Origin of the sequence: Microbispora triticiradicis (assembly GCF_005864065.1) — a bacterium.
In the GTDB taxonomy this organism is placed as follows: domain Bacteria; phylum Actinomycetota; class Actinomycetes; order Streptosporangiales; family Streptosporangiaceae; genus Microbispora; species Microbispora triticiradicis.
This window is the reverse complement of record NZ_VANP01000020.1, coordinates 23,850-44,980: the sequence shown is the minus strand read 5'-3', so window position 1 is coordinate 44,980 and position 21,131 is coordinate 23,850. Positions and strand designations below refer to the sequence as shown.

At 72.1% G+C, this 21,131-nt stretch carries 19 protein-coding genes; 12 read left to right on the top strand and 7 right to left on the bottom strand.

The genetic code is table 11. The features are described from left to right. Positions 1 to 15 precede the first annotated feature (15 nt). From FED44_RS32660 to FED44_RS32640, 5 genes are all read right to left on the bottom strand, one after another. Entirely contained in the window at positions 16 to 1,386 is a 1,371-nt protein-coding gene (locus tag FED44_RS32660; protein WP_138463083.1) for an aldehyde dehydrogenase family protein, read from the bottom strand. Further along, positions 1,386 to 2,486, bottom strand: coding sequence for a phenylacetate--CoA ligase family protein (locus FED44_RS32655; protein ID WP_138463082.1), 1,101 nt, complete (start codon positions 2,484 to 2,486; stop codon positions 1,386 to 1,388). Before FED44_RS32655 ends, FED44_RS32660 begins: the two co-directional genes overlap by 1 nt. A gap of 138 nt (positions 2,487 to 2,624) precedes the next feature. Beyond that, positions 2,625 to 2,915 carry a hypothetical protein gene (locus tag FED44_RS32650; RefSeq protein ID WP_138463081.1) on the bottom strand — a complete coding sequence of 97 codons (291 nt, stop codon included), beginning with the start codon at positions 2,913 to 2,915 and terminating at the stop codon, positions 2,625 to 2,627. A gap of 93 nt (positions 2,916 to 3,008) precedes the next feature. Beyond that, complete coding sequence (locus FED44_RS32645; protein WP_208759295.1) at positions 3,009 to 3,473, bottom strand: hypothetical protein; 465 nt, start codon at positions 3,471 to 3,473, stop codon at positions 3,009 to 3,011. Then, positions 3,470 to 4,060, bottom strand: coding sequence for a MarR family transcriptional regulator (locus FED44_RS32640; RefSeq protein WP_138463080.1), 591 nt, complete (start codon positions 4,058 to 4,060; stop codon positions 3,470 to 3,472). Before FED44_RS32640 ends, FED44_RS32645 begins: the two co-directional genes overlap by 4 nt. Before the next feature lie 127 nt (positions 4,061 to 4,187). Here FED44_RS32640 and FED44_RS32635 point away from each other — a divergent pair, with 127 nt between their 5' ends. From FED44_RS32635 to FED44_RS32625, 3 genes are all read left to right on the top strand, one after another. Then, positions 4,188 to 5,798, top strand: coding sequence for an ABC-F family ATP-binding cassette domain-containing protein (locus FED44_RS32635; protein WP_111697810.1), 1,611 nt, complete (start codon positions 4,188 to 4,190; stop codon positions 5,796 to 5,798). A gap of 74 nt (positions 5,799 to 5,872) precedes the next feature. Further along, positions 5,873 to 6,664, top strand: a complete 792-nt coding sequence (locus tag FED44_RS32630) for a hypothetical protein (RefSeq protein WP_138463079.1) — start codon at positions 5,873 to 5,875, stop codon at positions 6,662 to 6,664. 47 nt (positions 6,665 to 6,711) lie between these two features. Continuing rightward, positions 6,712 to 7,821, top strand: coding sequence for a saccharopine dehydrogenase family protein (locus FED44_RS32625; RefSeq protein WP_111697808.1), 1,110 nt, complete (start codon positions 6,712 to 6,714; stop codon positions 7,819 to 7,821). On the opposite strand, the gene FED44_RS32620 is transcribed toward FED44_RS32625, so the two are convergent. Further along, positions 7,772 to 9,418 (bottom strand): NACHT domain-containing protein, encoded by a 1,647-nt coding sequence (locus tag FED44_RS32620; RefSeq protein WP_138463078.1) that lies wholly within the window; start codon positions 9,416 to 9,418, stop codon positions 7,772 to 7,774. The two genes, FED44_RS32625 and FED44_RS32620, sit on opposite strands and share 50 nt — an antisense overlap. A 150-nt stretch (positions 9,419 to 9,568) precedes the next feature. Between FED44_RS32620 and FED44_RS32615 the strand changes: the two genes are divergently transcribed. Next, positions 9,569 to 11,239, top strand: a complete 1,671-nt coding sequence (locus FED44_RS32615; protein ID WP_138463077.1) for an RNA polymerase sigma factor — start codon at positions 9,569 to 9,571, stop codon at positions 11,237 to 11,239. 81 nt (positions 11,240 to 11,320) lie between these two features. Continuing rightward, entirely contained in the window at positions 11,321 to 12,487 is a 1,167-nt protein-coding gene (locus FED44_RS32610) for a C40 family peptidase (protein ID WP_138463076.1), read from the top strand. 19 nt (positions 12,488 to 12,506) lie between these two features. On the opposite strand, the gene FED44_RS32605 is transcribed toward FED44_RS32610, so the two are convergent. After that, positions 12,507 to 13,010 carry an inorganic diphosphatase gene (locus tag FED44_RS32605; RefSeq protein ID WP_111697804.1) on the bottom strand — a complete coding sequence of 168 codons (504 nt, stop codon included), beginning with the start codon at positions 13,008 to 13,010 and terminating at the stop codon, positions 12,507 to 12,509. 86 nt (positions 13,011 to 13,096) lie between these two features. Here FED44_RS32605 and dacB point away from each other — a divergent pair, with 86 nt between their 5' ends. The 7 genes from dacB (at position 13,097) to folP (ending at position 21,128) form a co-directional block, all read left to right on the top strand. Beyond that, the gene (gene dacB / locus FED44_RS32600) at positions 13,097 to 14,482 is read left to right on the top strand and encodes a D-alanyl-D-alanine carboxypeptidase/D-alanyl-D-alanine endopeptidase (RefSeq protein ID WP_244302459.1); all 1,386 of its coding nucleotides are present in this window, start codon (positions 13,097 to 13,099) and stop codon (positions 14,480 to 14,482) included. Between the two features lie 61 nt (positions 14,483 to 14,543). Beyond that, positions 14,544 to 15,596 carry a zinc-dependent metalloprotease gene (locus FED44_RS32595; protein WP_208759294.1) on the top strand — a complete coding sequence of 351 codons (1,053 nt, stop codon included), beginning with the start codon at positions 14,544 to 14,546 and terminating at the stop codon, positions 15,594 to 15,596. 93 nt (positions 15,597 to 15,689) lie between these two features. Further along, entirely contained in the window at positions 15,690 to 16,700 is a 1,011-nt protein-coding gene (gene tilS / locus FED44_RS32590; protein WP_138463075.1) for a tRNA lysidine(34) synthetase TilS, read from the top strand. Between the two features lie 12 nt (positions 16,701 to 16,712). Further along, positions 16,713 to 17,270, top strand: coding sequence for a hypoxanthine phosphoribosyltransferase (gene hpt / locus FED44_RS32585; RefSeq protein ID WP_244302458.1), 558 nt, complete (start codon positions 16,713 to 16,715; stop codon positions 17,268 to 17,270). 266 nt (positions 17,271 to 17,536) lie between these two features. Then, positions 17,537 to 19,543: an ATP-dependent zinc metalloprotease FtsH gene (ftsH, locus tag FED44_RS32580; RefSeq protein WP_111701856.1), complete on the top strand. Its 2,007-nt coding sequence runs from the start codon at positions 17,537 to 17,539 to the stop codon at positions 19,541 to 19,543. A 2-nt stretch (positions 19,544 to 19,545) separates the two neighbouring features. Next, entirely contained in the window at positions 19,546 to 20,145 is a 600-nt protein-coding gene (gene folE, locus FED44_RS32575) for a GTP cyclohydrolase I FolE (protein ID WP_244302456.1), read from the top strand. Positions 20,146 to 20,204: 59 nt separating this feature from the next. Beyond that, positions 20,205 to 21,128 (top strand): dihydropteroate synthase, encoded by a 924-nt coding sequence (gene folP, locus FED44_RS32570; RefSeq protein WP_111701855.1) that lies wholly within the window; start codon positions 20,205 to 20,207, stop codon positions 21,126 to 21,128. The last annotated feature ends 3 nt before the right edge of the window (positions 21,129 to 21,131 follow it).

The window sequence follows — 21,131 nt, the reverse complement described above, 5'->3', positions numbered from 1 at the left end:
GCGGTTTCCACATTTTTAAGCGCGGATGACGCCCTTTGTGCGCATGAGGAACTCGCCGAGATAGGCGTCGTGCGGGACCCACTGCGGCATCCAGAACGTGGGGGCGTCGCCCAGATAGACGTTCCTGATCGACGGGTCGTCCACCAGGCGGTCGACCAGGTCGTCGTCCCGCGTCATGGCGGTCAGCACCAGCGTGTTCCTGAGCGGCCCGACGCCGTCGGCCGGGCTCCAGGGCGCGAACCACACGCACGGGAACGACAGCTCGATGCCCGTCTGCGGCGCGTCGGGCCGGTCCACCAGGAAGACCGCCGGCCGCAGCACCCCGCTGCCGTCGCCGAGGTCGTGCACGATCCCGTCCCCGCCGAGCAGCGGCGTCGCGCCGTCCACGTGGTCGAGCAGGTACTTCTCGACCGCCCGCGCGTCCGTGACCGGCTGGACGGGCAGCACCGCGGCGTCGTCCTCCGGCGGCAGGCTCGGGATCGCGGCCAGCCGCTCCGCGACGGCCGCGGCGACGGGCGCGGGATCGCCCCGGACGAAGACGGCGGTGGTGTTCACGCAGGCCGTCCCGCCGAACGCGCTGACCGACTCGACGATCGTGCCGAGATGGCGCTCCCAGTCGTCCTCGGTGAGCAGGATCTTCGACCGCCCCGGGCCCTGCGGCAGCACCCGCACGTCGTCGCCGTACTTGCTCACGACCTCCTCGCCGCCGTACACCATCGCGAGGTCCGCGTCCCTGATGACGTCGTCGGCCACGCTGTAGTCGGTCGGCAGGAGCGCCACCTGGTCCTCGCCGAATCCCGACTCGCGCAGCGCGGTGATCAGGCGGTGCGGGGTGAACGGCTCGCGCCGGGAGGGGCGCACCGCGACCCGGTAGCCCATCGCCAGGGCCTCCAGCCACAGCGTGTGCACACCCGGATGGTTGCCCGCCGCGTGGACGGCGAAGACGTCCCCGCGCCGGGTCCAGACCGCCTGCCCACTGCGGGTGAGCGGGTCACGCCAGTCGTCCACCGCGCCCTCGGGCCGGGCGTACCGGGTCGTGCGGTACGCCTCGCCCGCCCGGTGCGCGATGCCGGACGCCGCCGAGCGGACCACGGTGATCGGCATCCCCGAGACGCGGCTGACGATGTGCCGGTACTCCTCGGCGCCGAGGCCGCCGACGACGCCCGTCTCGAACAGCCGTCCCGCGCGGGTGAGGGCCGACGCCCGCTCGTCGGCCGGCATGGTGCGCGCCCGGTGCAGGGCCGCCATCGTCCGCTGCACGTAGAGCCGCGGAACCAGGCTCAGCTCGGCGACCGGCCGCCCGCCCAGCTCGCGGATGGGCAGCCGGCTGCGGCTGCGGTACGGCCCTCCCGCGCCGAGGGCGTCGAGCTGGATGGGCTCGTCCATCAGTACACCCCCTCGATGACCGGCTCGTCCTCGAACGTGGGGAGCGGCCCGACGTCGGCCACGGAGTCGCCCGTCTGTCCCGGCGGCGCGGCCACGCGGGTGGCCAGATCGCGCTCCAGGTTGTTGGGCAACAGGAAGCTCTTGCTCACGTGGTGCATCACGACCTGGCCGCGGTCGCCGATCCGCACGCTCTCCCCGGTGCGCGGGTCGACCACCTGGAAGGCGACGTACGGCGAGAAGGCGTCGAAGACGACCACGTCCTGCTCCGGCGGCACGACCCGCTCGGGCAGCCCGCCCAGGATCATCGTGCTGCCGTACATGCCGTACAGCCGCACGCCCGGGAAGACCTCCGTACGGAGCAGGTAGTGGGTGTCGGGGTCCATGTGCGCGCCGCTCCAGCCGATCACGGAGACTTTCTCGTTGACCAGGCCGACGAGCGCGTCCCTGCGGGCCAGCCGGGTCAGCAGCGGAGGGGTGGTCACCATGACCCGCACGTCCTGGGTCCGGAGGAGGTGGGCGCTCTGGTCGATCAGATGCTCGGCGTAGCGTTCCGCCTCCTCGGCGCGGCCTTCGGCGATGCTCCTCTTCACCCATCGGGGGTCCATGTCGACGGTGAGGCGGATGCCGCCGCGCCGTTCGGCCTGCCGGCGGAGCAGCTCTCCGTAGATGTGCGGCCCGGTGGGGCCGAGCGACAGCCAGTTGCCGTTCTCGGGGTAGCCCTTCGCCTCCAGGTCCTGTTCGAGCCGGTGCATCAGCCGGTCCAGCCAGTCGCGGAGGACGACGACCCGCTTGGGCGGACCGGTGGTTCCGCCGCTCTCGAACACGCCGGCCACCGCCGCGTCCGGGCCGTATCCCCTCGGGATGAGGTCCTCCACCCGGACCTCGCGCAGTTCGTTGGTCACGTTGGGGAAGCGCCGCAGGTCCTCGAATGACCGCACGTCCGCGCGCGGGTCGAAGCCGAGCGTCCTCGCCCGTTCCAGCCAGAACGGCGAGCCGGTCTCGGGGCTGAAATGCCAGCGCATGGCGGCCTCGACGAACTCCCGGCTGTCCGGGACCTGGTCGATCGGGCAGTCGAGGATGGGATCGGTGCACGGTGACATATCCGCCCCTTCGACGTGGCAATCCCGTGAAATGTCAGGCTATTTCCGAGTGATGTGCCGTCGAGTCAAGACGTTTCGCGGTCGAGGAAAAGAATGCGCCCCGTCCGGAGCGAGGCCGCCGCGCGTCACGGCGACGGGTCACGGCCTGGGGGAGGTCCGCTGCCAGAGGCGTCCCCTGCCCTTCCCGGTCGCGGCCCGGCAGCGGGGACAGACCCGCCGCACCTCGTCGGCCGCCCCGCCGGACTCGGGGAAGGAGTCGGGCCACGGCACGTGGTGGAACCGGTACAGCCCCGAGCGGCTCAGCGCGAGGCCGCACACGGTCTGGTTGGTCCCCGGCCACCAGGCGTGGGTCTCGCCCGCCGGCTTGCGCACCCCGTCCTCGTCCCGCCACTCGCCGGTGGCCGCGACGGAAGGCTCCCCCCGCGCCATCGCCCGCCTCCCTCCGTCCCGCCTCCGCCCCATGCTTCCCGTACGGCCCGAGCCGAACCCACCAGCATGGGCCCGCCGAAGCCCAGGCCGGGATCAGTACGGGCTCATCTGGTCCAGAACCTTGCGGGCGAGGGCCAGGAACTCCTCGGCTCGTCTCAAGTCCTCGATCACCTCCTCGGCCGTTATGTCGGGAGTCTCCGGCCTGGGGTACTCGGCTCCGTTCCGTCGGCGACGCATGCGGTCGAAGGAACGCAGCACGCGGCCGAGGGGCGGATCCAGTTGCGCGGTCACAGCGTCGAGGACGGCGAGGTGTCCTCCCCTGCTGGTGGCGCGTAGGCCCTGGTTCTCAAGGATCGACGCCAGAGCCTTCCTGCTCGCGTCGTAGAGGAGTCGATACGCCCCGACGGGATCGGCGTGCATGCCGATTCTGGCGAGATCGATGTGTCGCTCCGCCTGTCTCAGCATCGCGTCCGAGTGTTTCCTGCTGGGAGGCACCCGCTCCAGCTGACCCGCCGACAGCATCGTGTCGATGCGGTCGCGACCCTGAGCCCATCTCACGGTGTGCTCCGCTCAGCCGACAGTTGAAAGAGGGGGTTGTCCTTGAGCGCGGCGACGAACGGATCGTTGTGATCCGCCCAGGCGTCCGTGGAGATCCTGCTGATGTTCACCTCGCGTCCAAGGACGTGTTCGGCCGTACGCGCCGCCTCGTACAGGTCGTCCAGGTCTGCGGTACCGATCACGAGTACGTCCACGTCGCGCGGGGGAGGACCGGCTCGTCCGGCGTACCGGGCCGCCCAGGAGCCGTAGATGTAGGCCTCATCTATACCGGTGACGTCCTCGAGCAGCGGAGGCAGTACGGCGGCCGGCCCGAAGGTGACCGCCAGTAGATCGATCAGCGGTCGCGCGACGATGGTTTCGGTGTTCGCCCGGATCAAGCGGAGATTGCCGTGACGTCGTTCAGAGGTCAGCCCTGCGGCGGCGAAGCGGTCCATCTCGCGGCTCACCGTGGACTGGGAGACTCCCGTCCGCTGAGCGAGGTCGGTGGTCGAGTACTCGTTCTCCGGATGGAGGAACAACCACGCGAGCAGCTCTCCCACGGCCGCACTGCGCAGCAGAGGGAGGAGCGGAGGCGGTGGTTCCCGCATAGGTGAATAGTACTATGCAGGAATCGCATACCGCTGGGTTGACAGGCGGAAAACGGGATGCCGCGGGTGTAAAAGGATAGGTAGCCTGCGCGGGAAGCGCACGAGCACATCCGGCAGGAGACCCACGGTGGGACATGTTGAGATCGGGCATCTGACCCATGTCCTCCCGGACGGCAGGATGCTCCTGAACGACGTCTCGTTCCGGGTAGGGGAGGGCGTCAAGGCCGCCCTGGTGGGTCCGAACGGCGCGGGCAAGACCACCCTGCTCCGGATGATCGCGGGGGACCTCCAGCCGGTCGAGGGCACGGTCGCCCATTCGGGCGGCCTCGGGGTGATGCGGCAGTTCGTCGGCAACATCCGGGACGGCAGCACGGTCCAGGACCTGCTGCTGAGCGTCGCGCCGGAACGCGTCAGGACGGCGGCGGAGCGGCTGCACGCCGCCGAGCTCGTCATGATGGAGCGGGACGACGAGAAGACCCAGTTGCGGTACGCCCAGGCGATCACCGACTACGGCGACGCCGGGGGTTACGACATCGAGGTCCTGTGGGACGCCTGCGCGATGGCCGCGCTCGGCGCGCCGTACGACCGGGTGAAGTACCGCGAGGTGGGCACGCTGTCCGGCGGCGAGCAGAAGAGGCTGGTCCTGGAGGCGCTGCTGCGCGGCCCCGACCAGGTGCTGCTGCTCGACGAGCCCGACAACTACCTCGACGTGCCGGGCAAGGTGTGGCTGGAGACGGCGCTGCGCGAGACGCCCAAGACCGTGCTGCTGGTCTCCCACGACCGCCAGCTTCTCGCCAACGCCGCCGACCGGATCGTCACGGTCGAGTCGGGCAACGTCTGGATCCACGGCGGCGGCTTCGGGACGTACGCGCAGGCCCGCAGGGAGCGGAGCGAGCGGCTCGACGAGCTGCGCCGGCGCTGGGACGAGGAGCACGCCAAGCTCAGGCGCCTGGTGGTCATGCTCAAGCAGAAGGCCACCTACAACGACGGCATGGCCTCCGCCTACCACGCGGCGCAGACCCGGCTGCGCCGGTTCGAGGAGGCCGGGCCGCCGGAGCTCGCGCCCAAGGATCAGCTCATCAGCATGCGCCTGCGCGGCGGCCGTACGGGCAAACGGGCGGTGATCTCCGAGGGCCTGGAGCTGACCGGCCTGATGAAGCCGTTCGACCTGGAGGTCTGGTACGGCGAGCGGGTGGCCGTGCTCGGCTCGAACGGCTCGGGCAAGTCACACTTCCTGCGGCTGCTGGCGGGCGAGGAGGTCCGCCACGCCGGGGTGGTCAGACTCGGCGCGCGGGTCGTGCCCGGCCACTTCGCGCAGACCCACGCCCGTCCCGAACTGCTCGGCCGCACGCCCTGCGAGATCGTCATGACCGAGCACGCCCGGCTGAAGAACGAGGCGATGAAGGCGCTGGCCCGCTACGAGCTGGCCGGGCGGATCGCCGAGCAGAGGTTCGAGACGCTCTCGGGCGGCCAGCAGGCGCGGCTGCAGATCCTGCTGCTCGAACTGTCGGGCGCCACGCTGCTGCTGCTCGACGAGCCCACCGACAACCTCGACCTGGCCAGCGCCGAGGCCCTGCAGCAGGGCCTGGACGCCTTCGACGGCACCGTGCTCGCGGTCACCCACGACCGCTGGTTCGCCGCCGACTTCGACCGCTACCTGGTCTTCGGCTCCGACGGGCGGGTGTACGAGTCTCCCGAGCCGGTGTGGGACGAGACGCGGGTGGTCCGCCCGCGTTGAGCGGCCGGTAAAGATACCGGCGGGGGCGCGCGTGTCCGGGAGGGGACGTCCCTTGCAGCGGTTATGACGGCTGAGTGACGCGACGTTGCCGCATAACCGCCGCCCTCGCCCTCGCCGTACTGGCGACGGCGTCGTGCGCGAGCAAGCACAAGCAGGAGGGCCCGCTGCCGCTGGCCCTCAAGGAGCAGGTGTCCTCCGTCGTACGCTCCGGAGCCGGGTACGCGGTGACCTGGGCGGGGGTGCTGAGCAACCCCAACCGCGGGCACTTCGGGGAGAACGCCGTCGCGGTGGTCACGGCCGTCGACGCCGCGGGCAAGGAGGTCGTCCACCTGGAGCAGCCGCTGGACGCGGCGCCTCCGGGCCGCCCGCTGGCGTTCGGCGGCCAGGTGACGGCCGGCGGGCAGCCGGTCCGCGTGAAGATCGACTACCGGCCCGCCTCGTGGCGGGCGGCGTCGCGGCCTCCGTCGGCGTTCCTCAGGTTCCCGATCTCCGACGTGCTCACCGAGAAGCAGCTGGACGGCTCCTACCTCGTCACCGGCTACGTGCTCGACCCGTTCCGCAGGACCGCGGGCGCCCTCGCCGTGACGGCCCTGCTGCGCGACGACGCGGGCCGGCTGGTCGCCGGTGCCACCTCGTACGTGGACGACGTGCGGCCGGGCACGAAGCGGAGGTTCGTCATCACGGTCGACGGCGTCCGCGGGGCCGTCGGCGCGACCGACGTGTACGCCACGACCTGGGGCTCCACCGCCCGGGCGTACGAGGATCTGGCGCGGGCCGGAGCCGTTCCGCTGCACACGATCCCGCCGACCACCTCGCCGTTCGCCAAGGACCGCGGCTATCCGCCGTACAACGATCGGCGCCAGTGAGCGGCCCACCGCCGATAGCGGCAGGAGGGGCGGGTTACCGTAGCGGAATGGCCAGGATCGTGCTCTTCGGAGCCACCGGTTTCACCGGCGGGCTCACCGCCGAGGCGCTCGCCCGGCGCGGGGCCCGGCCGCTGCTGGCGGGCCGGGACCAGGCGCGGCTGACCGCCCTCGCCGACTCGCTCGCCGGCTCACTGGGCGGTGACGTGCCGATCGCGGTGGCCGACGTCGGCCGCCCGGAGTCCGTACGGGCCCTTGTCACGCCGGGCGACGTGCTGATCTCGACCGTCGGGCCGTTCGCCCGCTGGGGTGAGGCCGCGGTGACCGCCGCGACCGAGGCGGGCGCCGTCTACCTCGACAGCACGGGCGAGCCCACGTTCATCAAGCGGATCTTCCAGCGGTACGGCCCCGCCGCGGCGGCCCGGGGCGCGGCCCTGATCACCGCCTTCGGCTACGACTACGTCCCCGGCAACCTCGCCGCGGCCCTGGCCCTCCGTAAGGCGGGCGCGGACGCCGTACGCGTCGACGTCGGCTACTTCGTGGGCGGCGACATGGCCCGCCGCGCGAGCGCCGGGACCCGCGCCTCGATGCTGGGGATGCTCCTGGAGCCGATGTACGGCTTCCGCGAGGGCCGCATCGTCCCCGAGCACGGCCGCACGCGGCGTTTCCTGGTGGACGGCCGGCCGCGGCACGGCCTGTCCATCGGCGCCACCGAGCACTTCACGCTGCCGCCCGCGCATCCCGGCCTGCGGGAGGTCAACGTCTATCTCGGCTGGCTGGGCGGGCTGACCAAGGCCGCGGGCGTGCTGGCCAGGGCGACCCCGGTGATCGCCGCCCTGCCCGGCGCCAGGCGGGTCACCGAGGCGCTGGCCGACCGGGTGCTCCGTACGGGCACCGGGACGCCGGCCCCGGCGGCGGGTGTGTCGTCCAGGATCGTCGCGGAGGCCTACGACGCGCGGGGGCGCCGCCTGTCGGCCGTCCATCTGTCGGGCGGGGACCCGTACGAGTTCACGGCCGGCATGCTCGCCTGGGCCGCGACCACGGCGCTCGCGGAGGGTGTGCGCGGCACCGGCGCCCTCGGCCCCGTCGACGCGTTCGGCCTCGACGCGCTCACCCGGGGATGCGCCGCCGCCGGCATGACCGTACGCGAACCGGCCTGACCCCTCCTATCGCCCGGATTCGGGCGCTTCGGTGTGCAGGGCGGCGAGATGGTCGTGCAGGTCGGCGTGGCGGAACTGGTAGACAGGCCCGACCGTGCGCAGCAGCCCCAGGCGGTGGGCGTCGTCGAGGAACGCCATCAGGTTGCGGGGGACATGTCCCGCCCGGGCCAGACGTTGGACGGTGATTCCGCCGCCCAACCATGCGTAATGTTCTCCGCTCACGAGCCCGAACACGAGCCCGCCTCCGAGCGCGGCCACGGGCCCGAACACGACCCAGCCCATGAGCCCGAACAAGAGCGCGGCAGGGAGGTTTTTCCCGATGCGTTTGATGAGGCTGGTCGTTCTTCCCTGGAGTCGCAGATTGGCATAGCCAGGTATCCCATGGTCCAGGCGTGGCGGGGCCGGAAGTGCTCGGCGGGGCGCGGGTGGGGGGCCGGGCCTGGATGGCGGCGGGGATCAGGTGGTCGAGCAGGTGGGCGCGCAGCCTCCCGCGGTCGTCGGCGAGGGGGCCGACCAGTGGGGCGGGGTCGGTAGAGGGGGTGATGTACACAGTGCGGATCAGCCACAGCCCGAGCGCGGTGGAGGCCACCTCGGCCAGGCCCGGCCGGTCGGCGTTCTCCAACGCCTCGATGACGGGAGTCCAGTCGTGGCGGGGGCGTGGCGGCAGGCAGGTACGCACGTAGCCGGCGGCGGCCTGCGGGGTGAGGGGGCGGGGAGCGATGACCGCGGCGGCGGTCAGCACGTCCCCGGCCTGGTCCAGGGCGGCGGCCAGTTCGCCGGTCCGGCTGGTGAGGATGAACTGGTCACGCTCGGCGAGGGAGCCGTTGAGCGCGGCGATCGCCGAGGCGCGGGCGTCGCCGGGCAGCTCGTCCAGGCCGTCCAGGATGGGCAGGATGTGACCGCGTCCGACCAGCGTCCTGGCCGCGTCGGGCCCGTACGCGGGGTTGGTCAGGGCCGGGTAGTCCTGGGCCAGCCGGGCGGCCAGCCAGTCGTGCAGTCGCGGCTGCGCGGTGGTGTCCCAGCCGGCGATGGTGAACAGGACCGGGACCGGTTCCTCGGGACGGTGATCGTCGGCCAGATGCAGCAGCAGCTGCACCGCCAGTGTGGTCTTGCCGCTGCCCGGGCCGCCGGTGATGACCAGCCGGCGGCGGCGTAACGCCCGGAAGTTCTCGGCGAGCCGCGGGATCCGGTCGCCGGTGGCGGTGAAGGTCAGCGGCTGGTGGCCGATCAGGCGGGGGTGGTCCATCAGGCCCGGGTCGTCGGTCAGGTGCCAGGAGACGGGGATCGGTTCGGGATCGCCCAGCGATCGGATCGTCGCCTCGGTGCGCCACTGCTCGGCGACCAGGTTCGTCAAGGTCGTCTTCGCGGCGGTGATGGTCTCCTCACTCGCGGGTGGTGCGGGAGTGGCCCTGCGTCTGGCCCACAGGACCACGGGCGCCGCGAAAGCCAGCGCGGCCACGACGAGGGCCACGAGATCGGCCCGGTTGACCTTGTCGTCGGGGTCGAGGACCTGCCCCACCACGCTCACCGCGACGGCGAGTGCGGCGACCACCGCCACGGCAAACAGGATCGGCCACCACGATCTGCGCCCGTTCACCCACGCATCGTCTCCCGCCGGCGCCGCTGCGCGGGCCGATGAGCACAAATGGTGATGAGAAGGATGTTCGTCCGTCAGACGGACGGACGGAGGAAACGACTTCGGCTGAATGGGTGGAGCGGGTAGTTACCAAGCATTTACTCTCCGTATATGAATGATGGCGTCCTGGTGGAGGCGTTGCGTGCCCGGGATCCGGGGGCGCTGTCCGCTCTCTACGACACCTACGCCGAAGGGCTCTACCGATACTGCAGGGCGCTGCTGGCCGGGCCCGACGCCGCCCAGGTCGCCCTGCGCGACACGCTGATCGCCGCGGAGGCCCTCGTCGGGTCGCTCGCCGATCCGGGCATGCTGCGCCCCTGGTTGTACGCCCTGGCCAGGGGTGAGTGCGTGCGCCGCCGCACCCCCGGGGAGGAGGGCGGCCCGGAGCCGGGGGCCACCCCTGTGCCGACCGCGCCCTTCCCCCGCGCCGGGGACGGCGAGGGCGACACCGACCTGCGCCTGGCCGCCGGCGGCGCCGTGGCCGCGCTGTCCGCGGAGGACCGCGAGGTGCTCGAACTGGTCGCCCGGCACGACATGGACACCGGAGACCTGGCCGCCGTGCTCGGGACCGGCGACCGGTACGCCCGGGCCCTCCTCGACGCCGCCACCGAACGCCTGCGTGAGACGGTGACGGCCGAGATCCTCGCCCGGCGCGCCTCGCACGACTGTGCGCGGGCGGCGGCGATCCTCCAGGGCCTCTCCGGTGAGCTCACCCCGCAGGCGCGCGGACAGCTCACCCGTCACATCGCCCGTTGCGAGACCTGCGCGCGGCACCGCGTCCGGCAGGTCTCCCCGGCCAAGGTGTTCTCCCTGCTGCCCCGGGTCGCCCTGCCCGAGACGCTGCGCGTGCGGGTGCTCAGCAGCTTCATCGACCCCGAGCTCGTGCCCTACCGGCGGTACGTCGCCAAACGCGTCGGCGGGCTGAGCGCGGCGGGCTTCCCCAGGACGGGGGCGCGGCGCGAGGGGCGGCTCGCCCAGGCCGTGGCCGGCGCGGTGGCGGCGGTCGCGGCGGTGGCGACGATCGCGCTCGTGTTCGCCCAGTTCGCCGGTGACCTGCGTGAGCGGGCCGCCGACTCGTTCGTCGGCCACCGGCCCCCGGCGGTCGAGGCCCCGGCCGCGACCGGTTCCGGCCCGGCCGGGGACGCTGGGGACACGGCCTCTCCTGGATCTTCGGACGACGGGGACGACCGCTCACCCGAGCCCTCGGGCTCGGGGGACACGGCCGAGCCCGGTGGCTCCGTACGGCGGGCCGATCCGGTCGTCCTGCCCCGGCCGGCGCCCCTGCCCGCTCCCGTGCCTCCGGCCACCGTCCGGCCCCCGCGTCACCACGAGCCGACGCGCAGCCCGGCGGCGCCGCCCACGACCCCGCCCAGGACCCCACCCACGACCAGGCCCTCCGGCTCCGCGCCGTCGCCGCCCGGCGAGACGGCCACGCCGCCGGACCCCGGGTCCGGCGACGACCCCGGCTCAGGCGGTCCGGGTTCCGGCGGTCCGGGTTCCGGCGGTCCGGGTTCCGGCGGCCCGGGCGGCTCGGACGACCCCGGCGGCTCCGGCGACGACCCCACGGATCCGCCCACCGGCGGCCCACCGAGGGGCGGGCCTCCGCCGGCGCACTGGCCGGGACGCCGCCCGCCTCACCGTGAACACCAGCATCATCACGAAGGACGTTTCCACTATCCGCGCACGCCGGGCCACCGGCGTGGAGGAGGGGACTGCCCGCCGGCTTCCGAGCCCGCACCCGGCCCCCTCTTCCTCCGGCAAAAAGGACGACCTATCACATAGGCCAATTACTGGGCGTACCTTAGATGTGTACGGAGAGTAGTCACTGGGAACTGAGGGGAGTGGAGCAGGGAAGGGGAAGGAATGCCACTCCTCAGGGCATCGGGGCTGGTCGCCGGGCTCGGGTCAAGTCTGGTCCTCACGTTGGGGGCCCCGGCGGGAGCCGATCCGAAGCCGTCGTCGAAGGACGTCGCCAGGGCGCGGCAGCAGGTGCAGGAGCGGGCGCGGGAGCTGGGCAGAGCGTCGGCCGATCTCGCCACCGCCCAGGCCCGCCGGGACGCGCTGGACGCCGACGCCGAGCGGCTGGTCGAGGCGTACAACGGAGAGCTCGTACGCCTGGAGCAGGCGCGCGCCGCCTACGAGCAGTCGGAGCGGCGGGTCGGCCAGGCGGCCGGCGAGTTCGACCGGTTGCGGAGCGTGGTGATCACCCGGGTGGCCCAGGGGTACGGCCGGCTGCGGCTGGCGCCGTCCGCCGCGGCCGTGCTCGGCGGCTGGGACGACGCGGACGGGTTCCTGCGAAGAGCCAGCGTGCTGACGCAACTCGGCGACGAACAGAACGCGACGCTCGCGGAGATGGACGACGCGCGGAAGATCTACGAGATCCTCCGAGAACAGGCGGCCCGCGCGTACGCCGAGCAGTCCCGCACCGCCGACGAGGTCCGGCGGGCGAGGGACGCGGCGCAGCGGGCCGTCGCGGACCAGCTCGGCCAGACCCGGCTGATCGAGCGGGAGAAAGAGGAGATCTCCGAACGCCTGGACGCCGCCCGCGCCCGCGTCGACGAGCTGAGACAGGCGAGGAGCGCGGCCAGACAGAGATCCCGGCGCCAGGCTCCCCCCGCGCGGAGCGGCATGGCGATCCCGGGCTGGGCGGCCCGGCTGCCGTCCGGGCGGGGCGGGGAGGCCGCCCAATGGGCGCTCAAACAGATCGGCAAACCGTACGTGTGGGCCGCGGCCGGCCCGTCGGGGTTCGACTGCTCGGGACTGACCATGCGGGCCTGGCAGCGGGCGGGGGTCTCACTCGACCACTGGACCGGCACCCAGTGGACCTCGGGACGGCACGTCCCGCTCAGGGAACTGCGCAGCGGCGACCTGCTGTTCTACGGCAGGCTGAGCCGCAGCCCCGGCACCATCCATCACGTGGGCCTCTACATCGGGCGCGGCCTGATGGTCCACGCCCCCCAGACGGGGGACGTGGTCCGCATCTCACCCATCTGGCGCCATGATCTCGTCGGCGCCACCCGGCCCGCCTAGTGCCCCCCGCGGCACCGGCTCAGTGGTCCTCGCCCTGGTGGTCGATCTCCTCGTACCGCTTGATGCTGGCGACGATCTCGGCCTCGGCCTCGGTGCGTCCCACCCAGTTGGCGCCCTCGACCGACTTGCCGGGTTCGAGGTCCTTGTAGACCTCGAAGAAGTGCTGGATCTCCAGCCGGTCGAACTCGGCGACGTGGTGGATGTCGCGGATGTGCTCCATCCGCGGATCGGTGGCCGGGACGCACAGCACCTTGTCGTCGCCGCCCTTCTCGTCGGTCATCCGGAACATCCCGACCGCCCGGCACTTGATGAGGCAGCCGGGGAAGGTCGGCTCCTGGAGCAGCACCAGCGCGTCGAGCGGGTCTCCGTCCTCGCCCAGCGTGTCCTCGATGAACCCGTAGTCAGCGGGGTACTGGGTCGACGTGAAGAGCATGCGGTCCAGGCGAATGCGGCCGGTCTTGTGGTCCACCTCGTACTTGTTCCGTTGTCCCTTGGGAATCTCAACGACAACGTCGAACTCCACTCGTTCCTCCGCATGAGTCCCCGGTCTCCCGGGCTGGCGTTAATGTCTCGTAAGCGTGTTCAAGGTCGGCGCGAAGTGAGGGTGACGTGGTGCGACGTGAGCGCTGGGTGGTGGTGTCCACCCTCGCCCTGCTGCAGATCTTCGTCGTCCTCGCGGGCAGCTATCTGATCGCCCATGACGCCGACAGGACCCCGGCTCCGGTCGCGTCCCCGAAGCCGAACCCGATCCCCCTGGTGACCGCGGGTCCGGTTCTGGCCGCGGTGGGGGATGGGGCTCTCCCCGCCAAGGGTACTTTGACCACCCGGCTCGCCGCTGCGATGGGTGACCCCGCCCTGGGCGGCAGCGTGGCCGGCATCGTCCTCGACGTGACGACCGGCGCCACCGTGTTCGACGGCCGCTCGGGCACTCCCATCACCCCCGCCTCCACCACGAAGGTCGTCACCGCGGTGACCGTGCTGGCCTCGGTGGGCCCCGACGCCCGCCTGGCGACCCGGGTGGTCAAGGGGACCGCCCCGGGCTCGATCGTCCTGGTCGGCGGGGGCGACCCCACCCTGGCCGGGCCGGGGACGAGCGCCGCGGAGCGGAAGGACGCCTACCCGAGGCCGGCGTCGCTCGACCAGCTCGCCTCCCGTACGGCCAAGGCGTTGAAGGCGGCCGGCGTGACCTCGGCCGACCTGTCGTACGACGCGTCCCTGTTCGGCGGGCCGCGTACGGCGCCGGGCTGGAAGCCGACGTACATCCCCGAGGGCAGTGTCGCACCGGTGTCCGCGCTCATGATCGACGAGGGCCGGGCGGCGAACGGCGCGCGGGTGCCCGACCCGGCGCAGACCGCCGCCGGCGCGTTCGCCGCGCTGCTCAGGAAGAACGGCGTCAAGGTGGGCAGGGACGTCGGCCCGGGCCGGGCCCCGGCCGCCGCCCAGGAACTGGCCCGGGTGGAGTCGGGGCCGGTCTACGCGCTGGTGGAGCGGATGCTCACGCACAGCGACAACGACCTCGCCGAGGCGCTCGCCCGCCAGGCCGCCGTGAAGGAGGGCCAGCCGCACACGTTCGAGGGCGTGGCCGCGACGGTCCGCCGCGTGCTCACCCGTCTCGGCGTGGCCGAGGGCGTGGAGGTCCACGACGGCAGCGGCCTTTCCACCAGGAACCGGATCACGCCCGGCGGCCTCGCCCGGATCCTGGCCCTGGCGGCGTCCCCGGCGCACCCCGGCCTGCACTCGCTGATCAGCGGACTGCCGGTCGCCGGCTTCACCGGGACCCTGCACAACCGGTACGGCAGGTCCGGCTCGGCGGCCGGCGCCGGATTGGTCCGCGCGAAGACGGGCACTTTGAACGGCGTGAACACCCTGGCGGGGATCGCGTACACATCCGAGGGCCGGCTGCTGACCTTCGCGTTCATGGCCGATCAGGTGGCCGATCCGACGCAGGCCATAGCGGCGCTCGACAAGATGGCCACGATCGTCTCCCAGAGCTGAGGTGTCGGATCCCGCTCGGCTGCCCGCGCGGCGGGCAGGCGGAGAACGTACGGTGGTGAGTATGCAGGTGATCGACTGGGATCTGGCCGTCACGACCGGAGTGCGCCTCGTGCGACCGGGCCCGCAGGTGAGCCGCGAGGAGGCCAGGCAGGCCGTCCTCGAACTCCGGCGGCTGTCGCGGGACGCCGAGGGGCACGTGCGGGAGTTCACCCGCATCGACTCGGCCCCGCCGGAGGCGGCGACGGTGGTGGACCGCCCCGGCTGGATCCGCGCCAACGTCGACGGTTTCCGGGTCGTGCTGGAGCCGCTGACGCAGAAGATGTCCAACGTGCCGGCGATCGTCGGCGCCGTCGGCTCGCGCATCACGGGTCTCGAGGTGGGCGCGGTGCTGGCCTTCCTCGCCTCCCGGGTGCTCGGGCAGTACGAGCTGTTCCTCCCGCCGGACCCGTCCGGCGTCGCGCCGACCGGCCGGCTGACGCTGGTCGCGCCGAACATCGTGCACGCCGAGCGCGAGCTCGGCGTCGACCCGCGCGACTTCCGCCTCTGGGTGTGCCTGCACGAGGAGACCCACCGGGTGCAGTTCACCGGCGTGCCCTGGCTGCGGGAGTACGTGCGCGGCCAGATGACCGAGTTCCTCCTCGCCTCCGAGATGGACCTCGCGACGCTGCTGGAGCGCCTGCGCGCCGCCTCCGACGCGGTGGCGGACGCCTTCAAGGGCGGCGAGGGCAATCTCATCGAGGCCATCCAGACGCCCGAGCAGAAGGCCGTGCTCGATCGGGTCACGGCCGTGATGACGCTGGTCGAGGGGCACGGCGACTACGTGATGGACGCGGTCGGGCCCAGCGTGGTGCCGTCGGTCGCCGAGATCCGCGCCAAGTTCCAGCGCCGCCGCGAGGGCGGCTCCCGCGTCGACCAGCTGGTCCGCCGGCTGCTCGGCATCGAGCTGAAGATGAAGCAGTACGCCGAGGGCTCCCGCTTCGTCCGCACGGTGGTGGACGAGGCCGGGATGGACGGGTTCAACAAGGTCTGGACCTCGCCGGAGACGCTGCCCGACCGCGACGAGATCGCCGACCCCCACGCCTGGATGTCCCGGGTCCTCGCCACCTCCCCCTGAGCCGCGCTCCTCCTGAGCCGCGCTCCTCCTGAGCCGGGCTCCTCCTCACCCGTGCTGACCCGCGCTCGCGCGGGACACCGCGAGAATGGGCGCATGGGCCCGCATCCCGCCGTCGCCGACGTCCGCCGTGCCGTACGGCTGTCGCTCGCGGACCTCGCCGCGCGCGCGAAACCGGACGCGGGACCGGGGCCACTGGTCCTGGTGGCCTGCAGCGGCGGCGCCGACTCGCTGGCGCTGGCCGCGGCCACCGGGTTCGCGGCCCCGCGCCTCGGCCTGCGCGCCGGGCTGCTGACCGTCGACCACCGCCTGCAGGAGGGCTCGGCCGGGCGGGCCCGCGACGTCGTACGGCTCGCGCCCGCGCTCGGCCTCGGCCCGGCCGAGGCGCTGACCGTCACGGTGGGGACGGCCGGCGGCCCCGAGGCGGCGGCGCGGGACGCGCGCTACGCCGCGCTGTCGGCCGCGGCCGACCGGCTGGGCGCCGCCGCGGTCCTGCTCGGCCACACCCTCGACGACCAGGCGGAGACCGTGCTGCTGCGGCTGGCCCGGGGCAGCGGCTCCCGGTCCCTGTCCGGTATGGCGGAGGTCTCCGGGATCTACCGGCGGCCGCTGCTGTGGCTCGGCCGGGAGCGCACCCGGCAGGCCTGTGCCGCCCTCGGCCTGCGGCCGTGGGACGACCCGCACAACGACGACCGCGTCTACCGCAGGGTCCGCGTGCGGCACGACGTCCTGCCGGTGCTGGAGGACGCGCTGGGACCGGGGATCGCCGAGGCGCTCGCCCGTACGGCACGGCTGTGCCGGGACGACGCGGACGCCCTGGACGGGTGGGCCGCGGAGGTCCACGCGCGGTCGCGGGGACCGGCGGGGGAGCTGAGGGTGCCCGATCTCGCGGACATGCCGGCGGCGGTGCGGCGGCGGGTGATCAGGCGCGCCGCCGTCGAGGCGGGGGCGCACGCCTCCGCGCTCGCGGCGGTGCACATCGAGGCGGTCGACCGGCTGGTGACCGGCTGGCACGGGCAGAAGGGGGTGGACCTACCCGGGGGGGTGGTTGTGGTCAGGCGCTGTGGCACCCTTGTCTTCGCTGTGGACAACGTCTCGCTCGCGTAAGGAAAACCCCAGGTGGATGCAGCAGACATGGGCAAGGACCTCTCCCGCGTCCTCATCTCGGAGCAGGAGCTGCAGGCGAAGATAAAGGAGCTGGCCGGCCGCATCGACGCCGACTACGCCGGCACGGAACTGCTGATCGTCGGTGTGCTGAAGGGCGCGGTGATGGTCATGGCCGACCTCGCCCGCGCGCTGCACGTGCCCGTTCAGATGGACTGGATGGCCGTGTCGTCGTACGGCGCGGGGACCAAGTCGTCGGGCGTCGTGCGGGTGCTGAAGGACCTCGACACCGACATCGCCGGCCGGCACGTGCTCGTGGTCGAGGACATCATCGACTCGGGCCTCACCCTTTCGTGGCTGTTGAACAACCTGAGGTCGCGCAGTCCGGCGTCCGTGGAGATCTGCACGCTGCTCCGGAAGCCGGACGCGGTGAAGGTCGAGATGGACGTCCGATACGTCGGTTTCGACATCCCCAACGAGTTCGTCATCGGGTTCGGTCTCGATTACGCCGAGCGCTATCGCAACCTGCCGTTCATCGGGACTCTTGCGCCGCATGTGTACGGAGGGGAGTAAGCCCTTAGCGAAGTGCCCCGCCGATCGTGCGTTATTGGGCGCCAGGTCGGGGAACACGGGGTTGGCTGACGTACGTTGGAAAGGCAAAGCCGGAGCCGCTCGGGCAGTTACCCGACGCGGCGGCCGGGTGTACCTTCGGATATCCGTGGGGAGCCGTTCGGCGTCCCTCGGTAGCCAGAAGGAGCGGTAACGGATGCCGCGACCCCGGGTCCGCCCGGGGCAGGCCTTGGTCAGGAAGGGACGGGCCCGCCGGGGTTCCGCAACGGATGGATCTCAAGCGATTTACACGTGGCCCACTCCTGTGGATCCTGGGCATCGTATTGCTTCTCCTGCTCGTCACCACGATGTTCGGCGGGGACGGCAACTACACCACCGCCGACACCTCGACGGTCGTCCAGCAGATCCAGCAGGGCAATGTCAAGAGCGCGACGGTGGTCGACAAGGACCAGCGGGTCGAGTTGACGCTCAAGCAGCCGATCACGGTGCAGAACAAGAGCGTCACCCGCATCCAGGCGCCCTGGGTCGAAGGGCAGGGTGTCCAGCTCACCCAGGCGCTCGACACGTCCAAGCCGTCCGAGGGCTGGACCGTCGAGGTGCCGAAGGAGAACTTCCTCCTCAGCCTCCTCGCCAGCTTCCTGCCGATCATCGTCATCGTCCTGATCTTCCTGTTCATCATGAACCAGATGCAGGGCGGCGGCTCCCGGGTCATGAACTTCGGCAAGTCGCGGGCGAAGCTGATCACCAAGGACACCCCCAAGACCACCTTCGCCGACGTGGCCGGCGCCGACGAGGCCATCGAGGAGCTCCAGGAGATCAAGGAGTTCCTGCAGGCCCCGGCCAAGTTCCAGGCCATCGGCGCCAAGATCCCCAAGGGCGTCCTGCTGTACGGCCCGCCCGGCACCGGCAAGACCCTGCTCGCCCGGGCCGTGGCCGGCGAGGCGGGCGTGCCCTTCTACTCGATCTCCGGTTCCGACTTCGTCGAGATGTTCGTCGGCGTCGGCGCCTCCCGCGTCCGTGACCTGTTCGAGCAGGCCAAGGCGAACGCCCCCGCGATCATCTTCATCGACGAGATCGACGCCGTCGGCCGGCACCGCGGCGCGGGCCTCGGCGGCGGCCACGACGAGCGTGAGCAGACGCTCAACCAGCTTCTCGTCGAGATGGACGGCTTCGACGTCAAGGGCGGCGTGATCCTCATCGCCGCGACCAACCGGCCGGACATCCTCGACCCCGCCCTGCTGCGTCCCGGCCGCTTCGACCGTCAGGTCGTCATCGACCGGCCCGACCTGGAGGGCCGCAAGGGCATCCTGCGCGTCCACGGCCGCGGCAAGCCGTTCGCGCAGGACGTCGACCTCGACGTGATCGCCCGCCGGACCCCCGGCTTCACCGGCGCCGACCTCGCCAACGTGATCAACGAGGCGGCTCTGCTGACCGCCCGGCAGGACCAGAAGCTCATCACGATGTCGACCCTCGAGGAGTCGATCGACCGCGTGATGGCCGGTCCGGAGCGCAAGTCGCGGGTCATGTCGGACCAGGAGAAGAAGATCATCGCCTACCACGAGGGCGGGCACGCCCTGGTGGCCCACGCGCTGCCCAACTCCGACCCGGTCCACAAGATCACGATCCTGTCGCGCGGCCGCGCCCTCGGTTACACGATGACGCTGCCGATGGAGGACAAGTTCCTCGCGACCCGGTCCGAGATGATGGACCAGCTCGCCATGCTGCTCGGCGGCCGCACCGCGGAGGAGCTCGTCTTCCACGAGCCCACCACCGGCGCGTCCAACGACATCGAGAAGGCGACTTCGATCGCCCGCCGCATGGTCACCGAGTACGGCATGAGCGAGCGGCTCGGCGCCCGCAAGTTCGGCAGCGGCAACGGCGAGGTCTTCCTCGGCCGCGAGATGGGTCACGAGCGCGACTACTCCGAGCAGATCGCCTCGGCGATCGACGAGGAGGTCCGCCGCCTCATCGAGAGCGGGCACGACCAGGCGTGGGAGATCCTCGTCCAGTACCGCGACGTGCTCGACAACCTGGTGCTGGAGCTCATGGAGAAGGAGACGCTCTCCCGGGAGCAGGTCCTCGAGATCTTCTCGCCCGTGGTGACCAAGGAGAAGCGGCCCTCCTACGCCGGGTACGGCAAGCGCCTCCCGTCGGACCGTCCTCCGGTCATCACGCCGAAGGAGCGGGCCAACGGCAACGGCTCGGCGCTCCCGGCCGGCGGCTCCGGCTCGGCCCCGTGGGTGAACGACCAGCCGGCGCAGCGGGACGAGGCCTGACCGTGGCCGAGCCGCACGCGGCGGAACCGCCTTCCGGATTCGACCACGGCCGGATCGAGAAGGCCGTACGCGAGATCCTGATCGCGATCGGGGAGAACCCCGATCGCGACGGGCTCCGCGACACCCCCGCCCGGGTGGCGCGGGCGTACGCCGAGCAGTTCGCGGGTCTGGGGCAGCGTCCCGAGGACGCGCTGACCACGATGTTCGACGCGGACCACGACGAGATGGTGCTCGTCAAGGACATCGAGGTGATGTCCACCTGCGAGCACCATCTGCTGCCGTTCCACGGCGTGGCGCACATCGGGTACACGCCGAACGAGAAGGGGCGCATCACCGGCCTGTCGAAGCTCGCCAGGCTGGTGGACGTCTACGCCCGCAGGCCGCAGGTGCAGGAGCGGATGACCTCGCAGATCGCCGACGGCCTGATGCAGGTGCTGGAGCCGCGCGGGGTGATCGTGGTGATCGAGGCGGAGCACATGTGCATGACCATGCGCGGTGTGCGCAAGCCCGGCGCCAAGACGATCACCTCGGCCGTCCGGGGCGACTTCCGCACCAGCGAGGCGACGCGGGCCGAGGCCATGTCGCTGATCCTGCGTGGTTGAGTGGGCGGGTGCGCTCCTGCCGGACGAGCCCTGCCGAACCGGGCACTAGGCTGGACCCCATGACCACGTCGAGCGTGCCCGGCATGCCGGAGGCTGAGCGCTGTCTGGTCATGGGTGTGGTCAACGTGACCCCCGACTCCTTCTCCGACGGCGGGCAGTGGTTCGATCCCGACGTCGCGATCCGGCACGGCCTCGACCTGGTGGCCGAGGGTGCGGACATCGTGGACGTGGGCGGCGAGTCCACCCGTCCGGGAGCGGCCCGGGTCTCGCTGGAGGAGGAACTGCGCCGCGTCGAGCCGGTGATCCGCGCCCTCACCCAGGAGGGCGTCACGGTCAGCGTCGACACCATGCGGGCGGAGGTCGCCGAGGCGGCCGTCGCCGCCGGAGCCGTTCTGGTTAACGACGTGAGCGGCGGCCTGGCCGACCCGGCGATGCCGCGCGTGGTGGCCGCGACCGGCGTGCCGTACGTCGTGATGCACTGGCGCGGGCACAGCCGCGACATGGACACCCGGGCCGTCTACGGCGACGTGCTGACCGAGGTGGCGGAGGAACTGCGCAAGCGGGTCGACTCCGTGCTGGCCGAGGGCGTGCGGGAGGAGCAGATCGTGCTCGACCCCGGCCTCGGTTTCTCCAAGAACGCCGAGCACAACTGGGCCCTGCTGGCCGGCATCGCCGAGCTGAACGAGCTCGGCCATCCCCTGCTGATCGGGGCGTCGCGCAAGCGGTTCCTCGGCCGGCTGCTGGCCGGGCCGGACGGCGAGCCACGCCCCTTCGACGGCAGCGACGACGCCACCATCGCCGTCACCGCGCTCGCGGCGCAGGCCGGGGCGTGGTGCGTCAGGGTCCACCGGGTGCGGCCGAACGCCGACGCGGTGCGCGTCGCCGCCACCTGGAGGGCAGCAGGCGTACGACACGCGGCAGGCGGACGGGACGCAGTAGCCGCACGACACTCAGCCGCGCGACATGCCGACGAGAGCCGGTGAGGA